Origin of the sequence: Mesorhizobium sp. M0771 (assembly GCF_040320155.1) — a bacterium.
Lineage (GTDB): Bacteria > Pseudomonadota > Alphaproteobacteria > Rhizobiales > Rhizobiaceae > Mesorhizobium.
Genome location: NZ_JAMYPC010000001.1, coordinates 519484 through 535055, shown reverse-complemented (window position 1 = coordinate 535055; position 15572 = coordinate 519484). Strand labels below are relative to the sequence as shown.

At 64.0% G+C, this 15572-nt stretch carries 15 protein-coding genes; all 15 read right to left on the bottom strand.

What is annotated here, in order from left to right; all coding sequences use genetic code 11:
* Position 1 precedes the first annotated feature (1 nt).
* A complete protein-coding gene (locus NKI05_RS02580; RefSeq protein ID WP_023671898.1) occupies positions 2-1645 on the bottom strand; it encodes an MFS transporter in 1644 nt (547 codons plus the stop codon).
* 223 nt (positions 1646-1868) lie between these two features.
* Positions 1869-3737, bottom strand: coding sequence for an asparagine synthase (glutamine-hydrolyzing) (gene asnB, locus NKI05_RS02575; protein ID WP_352792168.1), 1869 nt, complete (start codon positions 3735-3737; stop codon positions 1869-1871).
* Between the two features lie 71 nt (positions 3738-3808).
* Positions 3809-4075, bottom strand: a complete 267-nt coding sequence (gene fliQ / locus NKI05_RS02570; protein ID WP_023671896.1) for a flagellar biosynthesis protein FliQ — start codon at positions 4073-4075, stop codon at positions 3809-3811.
* A 24-nt stretch (positions 4076-4099) separates the two neighbouring features.
* On the bottom strand, positions 4100-4507 hold the full coding sequence (flgD, locus tag NKI05_RS02565) for a flagellar hook assembly protein FlgD (RefSeq protein ID WP_023671895.1): 408 nt from the start codon (positions 4505-4507) through the stop codon (positions 4100-4102).
* Positions 4507-4950 (bottom strand): flagellar biosynthesis repressor FlbT, encoded by a 444-nt coding sequence (gene flbT / locus NKI05_RS02560; protein WP_023671894.1) that lies wholly within the window; start codon positions 4948-4950, stop codon positions 4507-4509. The genes flgD and flbT overlap by 1 nt, the downstream gene beginning before the upstream one ends.
* Entirely contained in the window at positions 4947-5294 is a 348-nt protein-coding gene (flaF, locus tag NKI05_RS02555) for a flagellar biosynthesis regulator FlaF (protein ID WP_023671893.1), read from the bottom strand. Before flaF ends, flbT begins: the two co-directional genes overlap by 4 nt.
* Positions 5295-5324: 30 nt before the next feature.
* Complete coding sequence (locus NKI05_RS02550; RefSeq protein ID WP_023740982.1) at positions 5325-6368, bottom strand: flagellar hook-associated family protein; 1044 nt, start codon at positions 6366-6368, stop codon at positions 5325-5327.
* A 3-nt stretch (positions 6369-6371) separates the two neighbouring features.
* Positions 6372-7826 carry a flagellar hook-associated protein FlgK gene (flgK, locus tag NKI05_RS02545; RefSeq protein ID WP_023686357.1) on the bottom strand — a complete coding sequence of 485 codons (1455 nt, stop codon included), beginning with the start codon at positions 7824-7826 and terminating at the stop codon, positions 6372-6374.
* 176 nt (positions 7827-8002) lie between these two features.
* A complete protein-coding gene (locus NKI05_RS02540) occupies positions 8003-9256 on the bottom strand; it encodes a flagellar hook protein FlgE (RefSeq protein ID WP_023691731.1) in 1254 nt (417 codons plus the stop codon).
* Positions 9257-9347: 91 nt separating this feature from the next.
* Complete coding sequence (locus NKI05_RS02535; protein ID WP_023683295.1) at positions 9348-10016, bottom strand: response regulator transcription factor; 669 nt, start codon at positions 10014-10016, stop codon at positions 9348-9350.
* A 220-nt stretch (positions 10017-10236) separates the two neighbouring features.
* A complete protein-coding gene (locus NKI05_RS02530; RefSeq protein WP_373432824.1) occupies positions 10237-10824 on the bottom strand; it encodes a transglycosylase SLT domain-containing protein in 588 nt (195 codons plus the stop codon).
* The gene (gene fliK, locus NKI05_RS02525; RefSeq protein ID WP_352792167.1) at positions 10757-12142 is read right to left on the bottom strand and encodes a flagellar hook-length control protein FliK; all 1386 of its coding nucleotides are present in this window, start codon (positions 12140-12142) and stop codon (positions 10757-10759) included. Before fliK ends, NKI05_RS02530 begins: the two co-directional genes overlap by 68 nt.
* The gene (locus NKI05_RS02520) at positions 12139-13569 is read right to left on the bottom strand and encodes a MotC family chemotaxis protein (protein ID WP_023744229.1); all 1431 of its coding nucleotides are present in this window, start codon (positions 13567-13569) and stop codon (positions 12139-12141) included. The genes fliK and NKI05_RS02520 overlap by 4 nt, the downstream gene beginning before the upstream one ends.
* Positions 13566-14912 carry a MotB family protein gene (locus NKI05_RS02515; protein WP_023814593.1) on the bottom strand — a complete coding sequence of 449 codons (1347 nt, stop codon included), beginning with the start codon at positions 14910-14912 and terminating at the stop codon, positions 13566-13568. Before NKI05_RS02515 ends, NKI05_RS02520 begins: the two co-directional genes overlap by 4 nt.
* 31 nt (positions 14913-14943) lie before the next feature.
* Positions 14944-15570: a hypothetical protein gene (locus NKI05_RS02510; protein ID WP_023814592.1), complete on the bottom strand. Its 627-nt coding sequence runs from the start codon at positions 15568-15570 to the stop codon at positions 14944-14946.
* Positions 15571-15572: the final 2 nt, after the last annotated feature.

Here is a 15572-nt window from a genome sequence, read left to right as displayed (position 1 = left end):
CTCAGTGATCGATCGGCCCCTTCGGCGAGACCAGCGCGGTGCCGGCGGTCGTCGGGCGCTCGATCAGGCGGCGCACGCGCGGCGGTTCGTCGCCGCTGTGCAGCGCCCGCACCCGCTCGCCGACGACGGCGTCGGCATGGGTGGCGCGCCGGTTGTGGCGGATGTATTCCAGCCAGGTCGGCGTGTGGTAGTGTTCGATCCAGACTGCGGGATTTTCTAGGTCCCGAGCCAGCGTCCAGTTGCGGGCGCCGTCGCGGCGGCGGATGCGCCCGCGCTCGGCCATGGTGGCGAGGAATTCGGGTACATCTTCGTCGCGGATAATGTACTCTATCATGATGGCGATGGGGCCGCTGCGCGGCTTCAGGTCGAGGCCGAGATGCGGCTCCTTGAAGCGGTTGAGCGGGTCGAGGTTGAGAGTCGTCTGCTGCGGCAGCGGCAGGAACAGGCCGATGGCGCCGCCAACAAGCATCGCGATGGCCGCCGCAATCAGCGCGGTTTCGGCGCCATGCGCATCGGCAACGACGCCCCAGATCCAGCTGCCCAGCGCAATGCCGCCGAAGGTCGCCGTCTGGTAGACCGACAGCACCCGGCCGACGACCCAGCGCGGCGTCGACATCTGCACCGTGACGTTGAAATGCGACAGCGCGATCACCCAGCAGGCGCCGCCGATGAGCAAACCCGCCGCAGTCTGCCAGGCATTGAGGCTGATGGCGGCATTGAAGGCGCAGACGGCAAAGCCGGCGAAGGCCATCCGCACCATCGTCTCGCTGGACAGCAATTGTCTGAGACGCACGCTTATCAGCGCGCCGCCGACGGCGCCGATGCCGAAGGCGCCGAGCATGATGCCGTAGGTCAAGGCATCGCCCTTGACGACGTCGCGCGCCACCAGCGGCAGCAGCGCCAAAACCGCGCCGGCGCTGAAGCCGAAGGCGGAGCCCCTGACCAGCACCTTGCCGATGTTGGGCGACATGGCGACATAGCGCAGGCCGGCGCCCATGGCGGCGCCCAGCGTCTCGCGCGGCAGCGTCGAGACCGGCAGCTCCGGCTTCCAGCGGAAGAGCACGATGATGAGACCTATATAGCTCAGCGCATTGGCGGCGAACGCAGCAGCCGCACCAGCGGCGGCAACGATGATGCCGCCGATCGCCGGGCCGACGCTGCGTGTCAGGTTGAAGCCCAGTGAATTGAGTGCAACCGCGGCCGGCAGCTTGTTGCGCGGCACCATGTCGCCGACCGATGCCTGCCAGGACGGGTTGTTGAGCGCCGTGCCGCTGTCGATTAGGAAGGTGAAGGCAAGCAGCGTCCACGGCGTCATCCAGCCGTTCCAGGTGAACAGCGTTAGAAGTGCAGAGACGACCAGCATGAAGATTTGGGCGATCAGCATCACCTTGCGCCGGTTGAAGCTGTCGGCGATGGCGCCGGCGACGAGTGCAAACAGCATGATCGGCAGAGTGGCCGAGGCCTGGACCAGCGCCACCTGATAGGGCGACGTGGCGATGGTGGTCATCATCCAGGCGGCGCCGACGCCCTGGATCAGGCCACCGAAATTCGACACCAGGCTGGCCGACCAGACGGCGCGGAAGATGCCGTGCCGGAACGGCGCCAGCGCCGAAACGCGTTCGCTGTCCGGCTCGTCATCGATCATCAGACCTGTCCCACCTTAACGTGCTGGTTTCGTCCGCGGGGACGACAATCATGGCATCCGTTTGAAATAGAGCACGACATCCAAAAGGGCGAACGCGTCTTCGAAAAAGATCATGGTCCAACAACAGGATAGCAAGGCGAAAATACGTCAGCCGGGAATGGTCCGCTACCCAGAGCGATGTTCTCATTGGTCCACTGCGCGGGGCTGTCGGCCGCGCGCGAAGTCAGCTTCTGTCCCGGGCAGCGGTATGCAAGGCTTCGGTCAGCGTGCCTGTCGTCTCGCCGCCGGCGTGAAGGCGCAGGAAAAGCTCCATGCCGACAAGCCGCAGCCTGGACGGTTGCTCGCGCCGCGCCAACTGGACCATGTCCTCCAAATTCGCGGCGGGCCATTTCAAGGCATCGCGCAGGAAACCGCCGCGTAGCAAAGTCTCCGTGCCGGCCGAAAATTGCGACGACATCTCGAAGCCGATCTTGCGCGCCTGGACGTTCTGGCGCGGAATATGCTTTTCAGCGACCTTTCGCAAAAGCCATTTTCCTGTTTTGTCGCGGTATTTCTGCCGCCTCGGCAAATGGATGGCGAAGTCGATCAGGCGGTTTTCCAGGAACGGGACCCGCAGTTCCACGGACGCCGCCATGCTCAGCCGGTCGTGCCGGTGCAGGATGTCCTGCAGATGCGAATAGAGGTCGTAGAGGCAACTACCGAGAAAGGCGCGATCCGCGGGCGGCATAACCGGCTCCAGGCGGTCGAAGATCTCGGTTTGCACGAAATTCAGCTCCGGCGACAAAGCACGCAGGACCATGCTGCGATCCATTTGTGAGTGGCTTCCAGCCGAGACCTTGTAGGGGGCATGACGCTGTTGCTCGAATCTCCGGTCGAGCGAGCGCTTCGAATGGACCAGGCGCCGGGGCCACGACCAGGAACGCCACTTCTTCATGCTCAAGGCCTGCAAGGGGTAGCCGCCAAACAATTCGTCTGCGCCTTCGCCGGTGAGCAGCACCTTGACGCCATCGGCCCGGCATTGTTCGGCAAGCGCCAGCAGCGCGACATGGCTGGCGTGCCAGCCATCGCTTTCAAGATGCCAGATTACCCTTGGCCAAAGTTCGAAAAACCGGTTCCTGTCGACCTGCACCCGGCGCAAGGGCACGCCCACATGGCGGCCGGTGCGTTCGGCGTCTTCGGCCTCGCTGTGACCGAGCTGCGGGTCGACGACATAACCATGGACTTCCGGCCTGAACCGCTTTGCCAGCGCCGTTATCAGGCCGGAGTCGACACCGCTGCTGCAGGCGGTGGCAACGCTGGTATCGGCGATGCAGTGAAGCCCGACGCTGTCCTTGAGCAACGCCTCGAGCGTCGCCATGTGCTCAGCATCAGAGGATACGTCACCGGTAATGCGCGCGGTCTCCAGCACGTCCAGCACATGCCAGAAGCGGCGCTTCTCGATAACGCCATCGGTGATCTTCCACAGGCCGGCGGGCGGCAGGCGCTCGATGCGGTCGAACAGGCTGTAGCTGGAATCGCGGCTCTGCCAGGCAAGCCGCAAGGTGATCTCGCGGCTGTCGATGTCGCGCGGAAAACCGTCGCAGGCGAGGATCGCCTTGTCCTCCGAGGCGAACAGGATTCGCTCCGGCGTGTCGGCCACCGACATCGGCTTGATTCCAAGACGGTCACGCGCAAGCCACAGCGCACTGCTGCGAGCGTCGAAATAGGCGAAGGAAAACATCCCGTCGAACAGCGGCACGGCTTTTTCGGGACCCCAGTGATGCAAGGCTTCGAGAACCACTTCGGCATCGCAGATGGTTCGAAAGACGACGCCTTGCGCCTGCAGCGTTTCGCGCAGCGAGCGGTAATTGTAGACCTCGCCATTGTAGACGAGAACGCCATTGCCGGAAGAAGTCAGCATCGGCTCACGGGCGGCGGGCGAGGGATCGATGATGGTCAGTCGGCGGTGACCGAGGGCCAGCCGATTGTTGTGCCAGCTGTCATGATCGTCGGGGCCGCGATGTACCAGCGCCTGCATCATGCTGGCGACATCCGACAGGTCGTTGGCGTCGATCGGGTTTCGTTTGCGCCAGACGCCGGCTATTCCGCACATGGCCTGCCGGTGAGTTCTGCCTGAGTCATGGCCTGCAATCTAGTCGGAACACAGCCGCCTGCAAGCGCTGCCTAGAACCCGTTTTCAATGCGCTCGAAAATGACGTTGGTGAAGGCCGAGATCTGGCTGCCGATGAACGGACCGGTCAGCGCCACGACCAGCATGATGGCGACGATCTTGGGCACGAAGGTCAGGGTGATTTCCTGGATCTGGGTCAGGGCCTGGATCAGGGCAATGCCGATGCCGACCACCATGGCGACCAGCACCACCGGCGCGGAAGCAACAAGCACCGTCCATACCGCGTACTGGACGATGTCGAGTGCGTCGGCCTCGTTCATGTGAGCGCGCCTCTATGGAACTGTCTAGCTGGCCGGCTTTATCGAAACGCCCGCGCCGACCGGCACTTCGGTGCCGTTCTGCAACACGGCGATCACGCCGTTGCTTGCAAGCTTGACCGAGGCCACGACGCCGGTCGTCTTGCCGTCGGCCGAGGTGATCGAGCGGCCGATCAAGGCATCGGCCTGCGACAGCGCCGACGACTGCATGATCTGGTCGAGCTTGGTGTTGGTCTGCACCGATTGCTCTACCTGCGAGAAGGTGGCGAGCTGGGCTACATACTGTGTCGAATCCATCGGTTTCGTCGGATCCTGGTTCTTCATCTCGGCGATCAACAGCTTCAGGAACGACTGGTAGTCGACCGCTGTCTTCGACGTCTGCTGGGTGCCCTGGTTGGCGCCCGTGGGGATCGTCGTCGTCATGTCCACATTCATCAGTATTGTGCTCCCACGGCCAGCGGGCGCTTCGCACCCTGAACATCGTCATTGCCGCCAAGTGCGCGGCGTTCGAGCGGATAAAGCGCACGGATAGCCTTCAGCGCTTCATAGATATGGTCTTCGCCGACCATGCGGTCGATCTGCTTCAGCGCGCCACTGATCTGCTCATCCTCGAAGCTTGCCAAAAGCAAGGGCAGCGAGCGGCGGAACATGGCGCGCGCCTCGATGGCGCCGGCCGGGTTCATCAGCATCACCTGCAGGATGAAATAGAGCTGCTTGAGCGGCGTCAAGGCATCGTCGGCCTGGATGACATGGTTCTCGAGCAGGAACTGTACGTCGTTCATCAGCTCGACGGTGACCTTGCGGTCGACGCGGATGACGGCGCCGTTGATGTAGATCTTCTCGTTCGGCTTCAGCGATATCTTCAGCGTGTTGGTCATTGAATGCCGTCCCGGATGATCTGGGACACTTCGATCAGCCCTTCGAAATTGTCGGTGCGGCCCTGGCGGATGTCCTCGGCCTCGCGCAGCAGCCACAGGCCGATGGAGATGAGGTTGGCGCGCAGTTCCTTGGGCAGGACATTGTCGCTGGAACCGAGATCCTCGACGAAGGTGGTCCAGACCCGGTTGGTGAAGTGCAGCGCTTCGACCGCCTCCATCGAGGTGTGGCCGACCGCCGCCGCCGCCGCCAGCATTTCGATCGAGCGGGTCAAAAGCTGCCGCTCGCGATCTTTCGCATCGGCAACGGAGTCGGTCTGGATGTCGGCGTAGGAGAATTGGTACATCGTTTGGCTCTACCGTTGCGGTTGAGATTGTCAGGTCAGGTAGTTCAGCAGGCTCATCTGCTGCAGGCGCGCGGTCAGCGCGAAGGACGTCTCGATATGCTGCGTCAGATCCGCGACGCGGGTGGCTGCCTCGGCGGGGTCGACGCCTTCCAGATCAAGGATATGGCGCTCGAACAGGTCGACCTGCGTCTTCATGCGGTCGCTGGCGTCGGAGACCCGCTTCTCGGCAAGGCCGGTCTCGGCCTGCAGTTGCCCTAGCCCGCCCAGCGCCTCGCCGACCATCGCCTGGGCGCGGCCGACAACGGTGGTCTTCGCCGCCTGGCTGATATTGCCGGAGAGCAGGCCGGTGATCAGGGCGGAAGCCATGGCGAGCTTGCGGATGCTGTCGTCATTGGCGCTGGCCGAGGTTTGGGTGGTTTCGCCCAGCGAAATGCGGCTGACGATCTGCTGGTCGGTGGCGTTCGACCAGTTGGCCTGCCAGCCGGAGCCCATGAACTGCGGCAAGACATTGCTGGTGATGAAGCCGTCCATCTGGGCGGCGGTGATGTTGGCGGCGAGCGGATCGGTCTGCGTGAAGCCGAAATACGACGAGAAGGAAGCGTCGAACGCCGCCTTGGCCGGCGAGCCCGCGGCGGTGAAATCGTCGATCGGCTTGACGTCGGTGTTGGTGCCGGCAAACAGATATTCGCCGTTGACGCTGGCGTTGAGGATAGAGGTCATCTGCTGCACGGCGGCCTTGCCGGCTTGCTGCGTGATGGTGCTCGAGGAATTGCCGGCGGCGGTCAGCGCGGTCAGCAAATTCTGCGCAGTGTCGGAAAGCTGGCCAAGCGCAGCCTGCGTCGAGGACAGCCGCGCGGTGACCAGCGAATTGGAATCGATGATGACGTTCAACCGGTCGAGGTCGCGCGAGAAGGTGACCGCCTGCGAGGTGCGCGCGCCGAGCGCCAGACCGACATCGGCGACGGTGCCGGTCGTCGATTCCTTGGTGGCTTTGACCAGTTCGGCCTGCATGCGCATCTGCTGATAGCGCGCGGCGTTGGAGAGGGCGGCTGATGAGACGGATGTGGCTTTCATGGCTTATCCTACGGCATCGAGCAGGGCCGACAGCATGTCGTCGACGGTTTTCATCATGCGCGCCGAGGCCTGATAGGTGTGTTCGAGGTCGAGCAGCAGCGACATCTCCTGGTCGACATTGACGCCGGTGTCGTTGGACAGCGCCTCGGCGGTGCGCGATGCCAGCGCTTCCTTGGCGTCGGCGTTGCTCGAGGCCTGCTGGCGCTGGCCTTCGAACCAGCCAATGGCATTGGCGGCGTAGTCGGACACGCTGGACGTGACGGTGATGCCGGCCGCAGCGTCGAAAGGCATCGGCTTGTCGAGCTTGTCGCCATAGCCGATCAAGAGCTGCGAATAGGAGGCGTTGCCGGCAGTGTTGGCGATATAGGCCGCACCATTGGCGCCGCCGTCGCGCAGCAGCACCGGATTGCCGCCGACGCTCGAGTCCATTGCGGCGTTGACCTTGATCGAGCCGGCAAGCCCGTCGATCAGCGTGCCGGCGGCCGGAATGGCGGGCGCACCCGACCAGGTGAACAGGCCGGTTCGGTCGGGCTGCGAAGGTGCTGTTTCGGCAAAGGCGGTGATGAGGCCGCGCGCCACTTCGTCGAGCTGGCTCTGCATCGTCGCCGCGACGCCGTCGCGCAAGGTGATGAGCCCGGCGAGCTTGCCGTCGGCGCTGGTGTTGCCGCCAGCCCCGGCGCTGACCGGCACATTGTCGATGTAGATGGTGTTGCCTGGTGTGCCGGCCGTGTAGCCCGCCGACGGGGTGAAACTTACCGAGCGCGGAATGGTCTCGAACAGTGTCGTGCCATCCTTGGTGGTGATGACCATGTCGTTGTCGCCACGCGTGAAGGTCGACACCGGCACATAGTCCGCGATCTTCTTCAGCAAAGCGTCGCGCTGGTCGAGCGCGTCGGATGCGTCGGTACCCGAACGGGTTGCGGAGATGACCGCCTTGTTGGCGTCCTGGAACTGACTAAGCAGCGAGTTGAGATCGTTAACCGCCGTTGATATCTCGCCATCGGCCTGGGTGCGGAAATCCTGGATCGCGTTGGTGCCGTCGTTCAGAGCGCGCACCACCTGCTGGGCCGCGTCGATGACGCTGGAGCCGAGGTTCTGGTTGGATGGCGTAGCGGCGTAAAGCTGCAGCGCGTTCTGCAGCTTGCCGATCGCGGTCGAGGCAGAGGAGGCGTTGTCGACGCCGTTGACGGCAACGGCGAGGCGGTCAATTCCGCTGTAAAGCGTGCTCTGGCCGCTCCATGCCGATTGCGCGCTAAGGTTCTGGCGAAACAGCAGGGCGTTGGTGGCGCGCTGGATCTCGACCGAGCGGGCGCCGGGCGCGCTGCTGACGACGACCGCCGTGCGGCGGGCATAGTCGGGGTTGCTGGCGTCGGCAATATTGCGGGAAAGGACGCTGGTCTGCTTCGATGTGGTCTGAAGCGACTGTTGGGCTATGGTCAATGCGGAAGTCAGCGACATGCGGGTCTTTCACGAGGCCAGTGGGGAGGGGATGACGTCTCTGCCCTGTCGGCGGCGTCGGCGTTCGGAAACCTGCAATTCCAGACCACCCCGGCCGGTTTGCCGGTGTGGCCTTGAATTCGAAATCCGCGCACCGCGCTGCTCTGGTTTGGGTTCATTCCCCTGGCGCCCGTCGTTTATCTCTTCAGGTTGACAAGGACATCCATGAGGTCGGAACCGGTCTGGAACACTTTCGAGTTAGCGGTGTAGCTGCGCTGCGCCGCGATCATGTTGGTCAATTCCTCGGCGATATCGACGTTGGAATTTTCCAACGCGCCGGAGATGATGCTGCCGAGCTTGCCTTCATTGGCGAAGCCGATGCGCACGGTGCCGGAGTCGGTGGACTGCGCATAGACATTGCCAGGCAGTGCGGTGAGGTTGTCGGCGCTCTGGACGTCGGCCAGTGGGATCTTGAACAGCGGCTTGGTCGAGCCGTCCTGATACTGGGCGTAAATGACTCCGTCCTCGCCGATCTGGATCTTTTCGATCGTGCTGGGCGCGTTGCCGTTGACCTTGGCTTCGGAGACCGTGAAGCCGGTGCCGAGCTGAGTCAGCTTGGACAAATCGAGGTCGAGCGACGCACCGCCCGGTACGGGGATGGTAATCGAATCGACGGCGCCGGTGAGTTTGCCGGTGGTGGTGTCGAAGGTCAGGTTGGCCGTGGCCAGCGCGCCGCCCGTATAGGGAAAGGATGTGCCCGGCGTCGCCTGGGACTGGTCGAACACAGAGACCGACCAGGTGCCGGTCCCGGTGTTGGTGAAATAGAGGTCGAGCAGCTTCTTGTTGCCGAGATTGTCGTAGGTGACCATCGAGGATTTCGACGTGTATTCCGCCGTCGGGCTGTTGGTGGACGGCAGCGGACCGGCGGGCGGCGTGGCGCCGGCCGGCAGATTGGCGTTGAAGTTGCCCGCGGTGCTGGGCGTCGCGGTCATTTCCTGGTCGGAGATCTGGACCGGCACCAGCCCTTCGAAACCGTTGGCGGTGGCAGCCGGTGTGCCGTTGGCGTAGCTGTAGGCCATCAGCTGGTAGCCGGCGGCGTTGACCAGTCTGCCCTGAGCGTCGGGAACGAATGCGCCGGCGCGGGTGAGGAAAGGCGTTCCGCTGGGGTCCTGGACGACGAAGAAACCGTTGCCGTTGACCGCAAGGTCGGAAACCGAGGTCGTGTACTGCAGCACGCCCTGGGCGCTGATGGCCGAGCGGATGGTGGTGTTGACGCCGCCGGAATTATAGGCGCCGCCGACCTGCGGCATGATCAGCGTCGAAAACTCGGCCGAGGATCGCTTGTAGCCGGTGGTGTCGGAATTGGCGATGTTGTCGGCTGTGGCCGAAAGGCGGTTGGCCTGCGCGTTCATGCCGGAAACGCCGGTCCGCATCATTCCGTAAAGGCTCATCGAACGTCTCCTCAATGCCCAACATCGTTGGGCCCATCTGTGGTCGCGAGGATATAATTTCTGTCTTGCGCGAGGCTGGCGCAGACCGCCATCAGAACACCAGCCGGTAGCCAAGGAAGCGCTTGGAATCTATCGGGTCCTGGCCGAGCTTTTCGCGCAGCTTCTTGCGCAATTTGGAGATGTGGCTCTCGACGACGTTCTCCTCGACCTCTTCGTCGAAGATGCCGTAGATGGCGTTGAAGACCTGGGTCTTGGTGACGCGGCGTCCGCGGTTGCTCGCCAGATATTCGAGGATGCGGCGTTCGCGGCGCGGCAGAGGCAACGGCTGGCCATCGATCTCGGGATCGCGGCCGTCCATGAAGATGCGCATGGCGCCGATCTCGGTATAGCTGACGTCCTCATGGGCGCGGCGGCGGATGGCGGTGATGCGGGCCAGGATCTCCCGGATATGGACCGGCTTGCGGATGACGTCGTCGACACCGCTCTCGAACAGCCGCAGCGTATTTTCAAGCGAGTGCTGTTCGCTGAGCGCGATAACCGGAGCGCCGGTGCGGTCGCGGATCTGGCGTGGCGAGATGGCGCCTTCGCGGCAGTCGCCGATGAGGAAGGCTCGGACCGATCGCAAATCCGTGTCGGCGGCCGATGTCACCCACTCGCCGAATTCACCGGACGCGAAGCCTGCACAGGCGACGCCCTCACGATCGAAAAGTGAATTATAGCCTTCAGTTACGAGCTCACGCTCGTCAACGATTACAATCATCGGCCCCGCCTCCGAATCAGATCATCTGCCCCGTGGGAAGAGCCGTAACCGGTGCCGGGAATCCTGAACAACCATCATTTCTTGTAGCTATTTTCTTGGGAGTTATTTCGAGTTTCGAAATAACCGCAATCAGGAGGTTGTATCGTTGGTTGCCGAACGGGTGACGTGGCACGTCACCCGCCGGGCGTGGATTTGCAGCCGTTCGCAAGAGATGATTCACCTAATGGTTGCAGAAGTTGCGGGCGTTCGGGGTCCATTTGCCGAAGCCGGTGGCGACCATATTGGCGATGACGCGGCAGACATAGAATTTCTGCGCGGGGTCATTGTCGGGGCCGGCGTGGTAGCGGGCGACGGCCATCGACCAGCTGACATGACGCGCATGCAGGCTGGCCAGGAAGCGCGCGGCATAGTCGACATTCTGGCGCGGGTCCAGCATGTCGTCGACGCTGCGGAAATGCGCGGCGTGATAGTGATGGTTGATCTGCATGCAGCCGAGATCGATGAGTGTCTTGCCCTCGCGCCGGGCTGCTTCGAAGGCGGCCAGGGCCTCGGTGCGGTTCCTTGGAAATACCGCTTTCCCCTCTATATTCAACGCATTAGGCTGCAGGCTTCCCTTCTTGCCGGTCTCGGTCAGTCCGACCGCATAGAGGATGCCGGCCGGCACGCCATAGCGATCGGCGGCACGCAAAATCTCGGGCTCGCAAGGGTTGGTGGCGGCGGTGGCCGGCTTGGTGGCGAGGCTAGATAAACATATCGTCGCCAGCACGCTCGCGAGCAGGCGCGCCAGCGCGGCCGAATTCCTGGGCATCGTCATTGCGGTTTCTTCCCGACTGGTGGCCGCCCGAACCCGTATTGTTGCCGCTCGAGTTTCCGGGCTGAAAAGCGGACTGGTCGCGGCCTTGCGGCATTGGCTGCGAGTTCGCTGCATCGCTGCGGGCCGCTGCGTGGATCGCTATCGAGGGTTGCAGGATGGTCACCTTGTCGACATCGAAGCCGAGCCCGCGCAACGACTTCACGATGGCGTCGCTGTCGGTGGCGAGACGGCGGTAAGCCTCATGGGTTTCGGGCTTCAATTCTATCGAAAGTTGTTCTCCGGAAAGCCTGAGACTGGCGGTGACCATGCCGAGCTCTGCCGGGTGAAGCTCGATCTTCAATATATGTGTCGGAACGGCAACAGAACCGGCCGTCTGGGCGGTCGTCGACGGCGTCGAAACCGCTTGCCGCAGGCCGTTATCCGAAGCCAGCGCGTCGATAAGCGCCGAAGTCGTTTGGTTTATCGGACTATGCGCCGGCGCGGGGAAGCTCTGTTCGGCGACAATGTCGACGCGCGCAGCGAATGGCGGCTGTTTTCCCTGTGTGGACGATGCCGCGGAATGGGCTCCATCGACGGACTTCGCCGACGGCGCGGACCGTTTTGCCTCGGGTGCCGAAACGTCGCTTGCCGTCTGGCCCGCCGGTAGAGGAGGCGTCGGACCATCCTGGTGCGGCAGTTTGCCGGACTGGAGCCCGATCGCGGGCAGCTTTTGCCCCTGATCCTGTGCGGAAACGCTGGTACCGGGCTTGGCCCGTTCCGATCGCGTCGTCGTGTCGAGTCTGTTGTCAATGCCGGACGCTGCGCGGTGTCTCTTCAGAGGCGACGTCTGTGCAGAAGTGGCCTCGCCAGCGGGCGCCGGTTGCCCAGTCTGTCCATTCGTCGCGATGCCGTTCCCGCTTGTCCGGACCGTTGAGAAATGCCTGATATCGTGCAGCGCCAGCACCAGTGGCAAATGATCCTGCAGCGATCCTGCATCCGCGTCTCGTCCGGCCACCTCAGCGTCCTTGGATGGTTTGTCCGGGCCACTATCGGCATGTTCTTTTGCGGCCTTGCCGGCAGCGGATTTCGTCCCCGTTTTGCCAGACTGGGTGTGTGGGATTTCGCTTTTGCCGGGACCGGCAGGGCTGCGTTTGGCCCAATGCAGCTCGTGCGACGCGGCCTCAATTGCTCCCTGGCCTATCGGTGTCGGCGCATCGTCGTCGCCGCGCACCATGTCGCCGAAGCTTTTGTCGCCGCCCTTGGCGTTTGAGGCCGACTGCTTCGATCCGGCGTGCGCGGGAGCCGGCAGGGCCTGGCCAACATTGGTGGTCATTTCGGGGCTGCTCCAAGCATCTGGTCGATCAAATCGAGCTGGTGACGCGTCCTCGCCATGGCGGCGTCGGTGGGATCGGTAGGCTCTACTGCGGCGGGGGCCGGCACCGATGCCGGCACGACCGGAGCCGCATCGCTGGCCGAGGCGACTGCAGGCGTTTCCGCCGCCTTTGGCTCGGGCGTGCTCGGTGCCTGCGCGGCCGGCTCACTTGCCGCCTTCGGTTGGTCGGTTGCGGGCTGTTCACTCGACGTTGTGGCGGCTGGCTGTTCCGGCATCGCGCCTTCGACCGGCGGCAGCTCTGGCTCGTCGGGTCTTTCCACGGCCGCGGTCTTGACCGGCTCCTGCCTGGCCGCGGCAGGTGCGGGCTTTTCGGCAGGCAGCGGCGCCGGCGGGGCGATGACTTCACCCGCCACGGCCTGCGCGGCATCGAGCAGGTCGCGGTCGCTTTGCGAAAGCTGGTTGCGATCGATCTTGTCCAGCTTGGCGCGGACCTCGCCGATGGTGCCGGACGTTACCGTGGACAGGCTGGAATAGAGCTGGGCGCGCGGATCGTCCTGATTGTGGATGCCGTCGCGGCCCCGTTCAGCCCTGGCCGAGGCAAAGGCGGAGAGATCGGCAAAGCCGTCGATCGCGGCGCGGCGGGCGATGCGCAGATAGATCACCTTCTCGCGTTCTGGATCCATCATTGCGGTGATGTCGGCGAGCTTGTCCTGGCTGATCGCCATGTGCAGCGTGATGACGCCGGAGACGAAGGCGTCGGCGAACTGGCTGGCATAGGGCGAATAGAGGTAGTCTTCGACGTATTGGGTTGAGGCAAGCGCGAAACGCGCACCGTCGCCTTGCGCGGCGGCGATGCCGACCGAGCGGCGCAGTGCTGCTTCCTCGACCAGCGTGCCGGGGCTGAGCAGGCGAGCATCGTCGAGCAGCGCAAGCGCGCTGACCGGTTGCTCGGTGGCGAGAAGCGAGCCCTTGACCAGCGCCAGAAAGGCACCGACATCGGGGGGCAGGGTCATCGGATCGATCGGCTTCAGCGCCTCGATCGCAGCCGCCTGCCGGCCGTTCAGATAATCGACAATGCCCTTGGCGATGGTCAGGCTTTGCGGGTCGGTCTTGGCGCGCGACACCGCCGCCTCGACGGTGACGGGGTTGCCGCCACTCATGCCATAGACCAGCAAGGCGCGAAAATTCTTCGGGTCGCTGAAATCATCTGCGTCCGCCGCGCGCAGCCTTGTGTCGGCCATTTCGAGCAGCTTGGCCTGCATCGGCAGCGCGGCGTGATCGCCGGCGGCGATGCGGTCCTGCACAAGCTGCAGCGAGCGCACCAGCTGATAGGGCTGCAAGCCGTCCTCGGCGAAGGCCGATGGCGGATGGACAGCGCTCAGCAGCAGCAGCCCGACGGCGCGGCCGATGATGGCGGCGCGCCTCATCCGTCGGTCGCCATCAGGATTTCGATGCGGCGGTTCGCGGCCGCCATCGGGTCGGCTGCAATTTTCGGCTCGCGATCGGCGAAGCCGGCGACCTCGGTGATGCGGCGCTCGTCGACGCCGCCGCGCACCAGCATGTAGTAGGCGGAATGGGCGCGCGCCGTGGACAGCCGCCAATTGTCGTAAGTGTCGCTGCGGAACGGCCGCGCGTCGGTGTGGCCGTTGATGATGATCGTGCCTTTCTGCTCGTTGACGATGCGGCCGATCTTTTCCATCGCCAGCACCAGTTCACGCCTAGGCACCGCCGATCCGATCTCGAACATGCCGAAATCGAACTGGTCCGTGATCGAAATGACGACACCCTTGTCGGTGGCCTCGACGGAAACGCCGTCATGCAATTTGTCGCCGGACTTGAAGGCCTCGGCCAGTTCCTGCTTGACCTGCGCCGCGGCTCTAACAGTGGCGGCCGTCGGCGCCTTTTCCGCGGCTTCGGGTTTGGGTGCGGGTTGTGCTTCGGCAGCTTCGGCCTTTGCAATCTGGGCCTTCGCTGCTTCAGCCTTGGCCTCTGCCTTGGCTTCAGCCTTGGTCAGTGGCTTATCGGAAACGGATTTCGCCAGCGGCTCGAGCGGCGCCGCGGCCACTGGCGGCGCGGCCGGCACGGCCTTCACCTCCGCCACTTGCGTCTGTGCCGCCTTGTCACCCGGCTTCAGGGGATCGCCTTCGATCTTGGTGCGTTCGGCGGTGGCTTCGGCGCCTGGTGCAGCCACCTGCTGCGACCAGAAATCCGGCGCGAACGGGTCGCGGTAGGATTGGCCGCCGGATGCGCCGGTAGCCGGGCCGGACGCCTGCGCGCCGCCATCGCCCTTCTCGCTGACATTTTGCATGACGCCGGTGTCGGTGGCGATTTCCGACAGCACCGCATATGGATCGGCAAACAGATGCTCGTCGGAAAGATCGGTCTTCGGCGCCGATTCCTTCGATTGCTTCTTGTCGGAAGTACCGGCGCCGCCGACGCCGTCCTGTCCGGCCTTGCTGGTCTTGTCCCGCGGGTCGTCCGCCGTCAGCCTGACCTTGCTCGGGCCATCGCCGAGGTCTTCGAGGCCCTTGCGGCTGGCGTTGCGATCGACCAGCTTGACCGGATTGAAGTAGCTGGCGACGGCTGCCTTGGTCTGCTCGTTGGCGGCGTTGATCAGCCACATGACGAGGAAGAAGCACATCATGGCAGTCATGAAATCGGCAAAGGCGATCTTCCAGACGCCGCCATGGTGGGCGTCGTCGTGGTCGTCGTGGTTGCGCCGCACGATGATGATCTCATGCCTGGCGTCTGCGGCCTCGACAACGCTCATGACGTCCACTCGTTCTTAAGAGGGCCCTCGCTCATGACAGGGCCTCCGACAAGGCGGCCGACCATTCGGCAATGCGGGTTTCGAACACCGCCTCGTCAATGGCGACGGTAAGGTCGAAGCCGGGCGCCTCGACGAAATCGAGATTGGCCGCGCGTGGGCCGAGCGAAGCCTTCAGCGTCTCGAACAATGACAGCGGTCCGCGCACGGCGATGCGCACCGCCTCGCTGTCGCCGACGGCTTCGCGGATCGTGCCGGCAAGGGCTTCCAGCGAACGCTTCTGCAGATCGTCGCTGACAAGGCCGCCAATGATGCGCGCGATGGTGGCGCCGACGAGGTCGCTGACCTTGGCCTCCATGATCTCGATACGGGCAGTGACGACCGCGCCGAGATCGCCGCCGAAACTTTCCAGAAAGGCCTTTGCTTCATCGGCGTTGGCCTGTCTCTGCGCCTCGAGCGCTGCCTGTTGGGCGATGGCAAGGCGGGCTTCAAGGGCGGCTTCGGCATCGATGACCGCTTCGGCGATCAGCGCGCCGATGTCGGCCTGCGGCGCCGACGTCTCCGGCCTTGGCTCGGCCATGGCCGCGAGCGAGGGCTGGCCGGCACGCTGGCTGCGTGCGCCGAAATCCGGCAAAAGGTCGAAAAGCGCTGCCGAGGCCATGG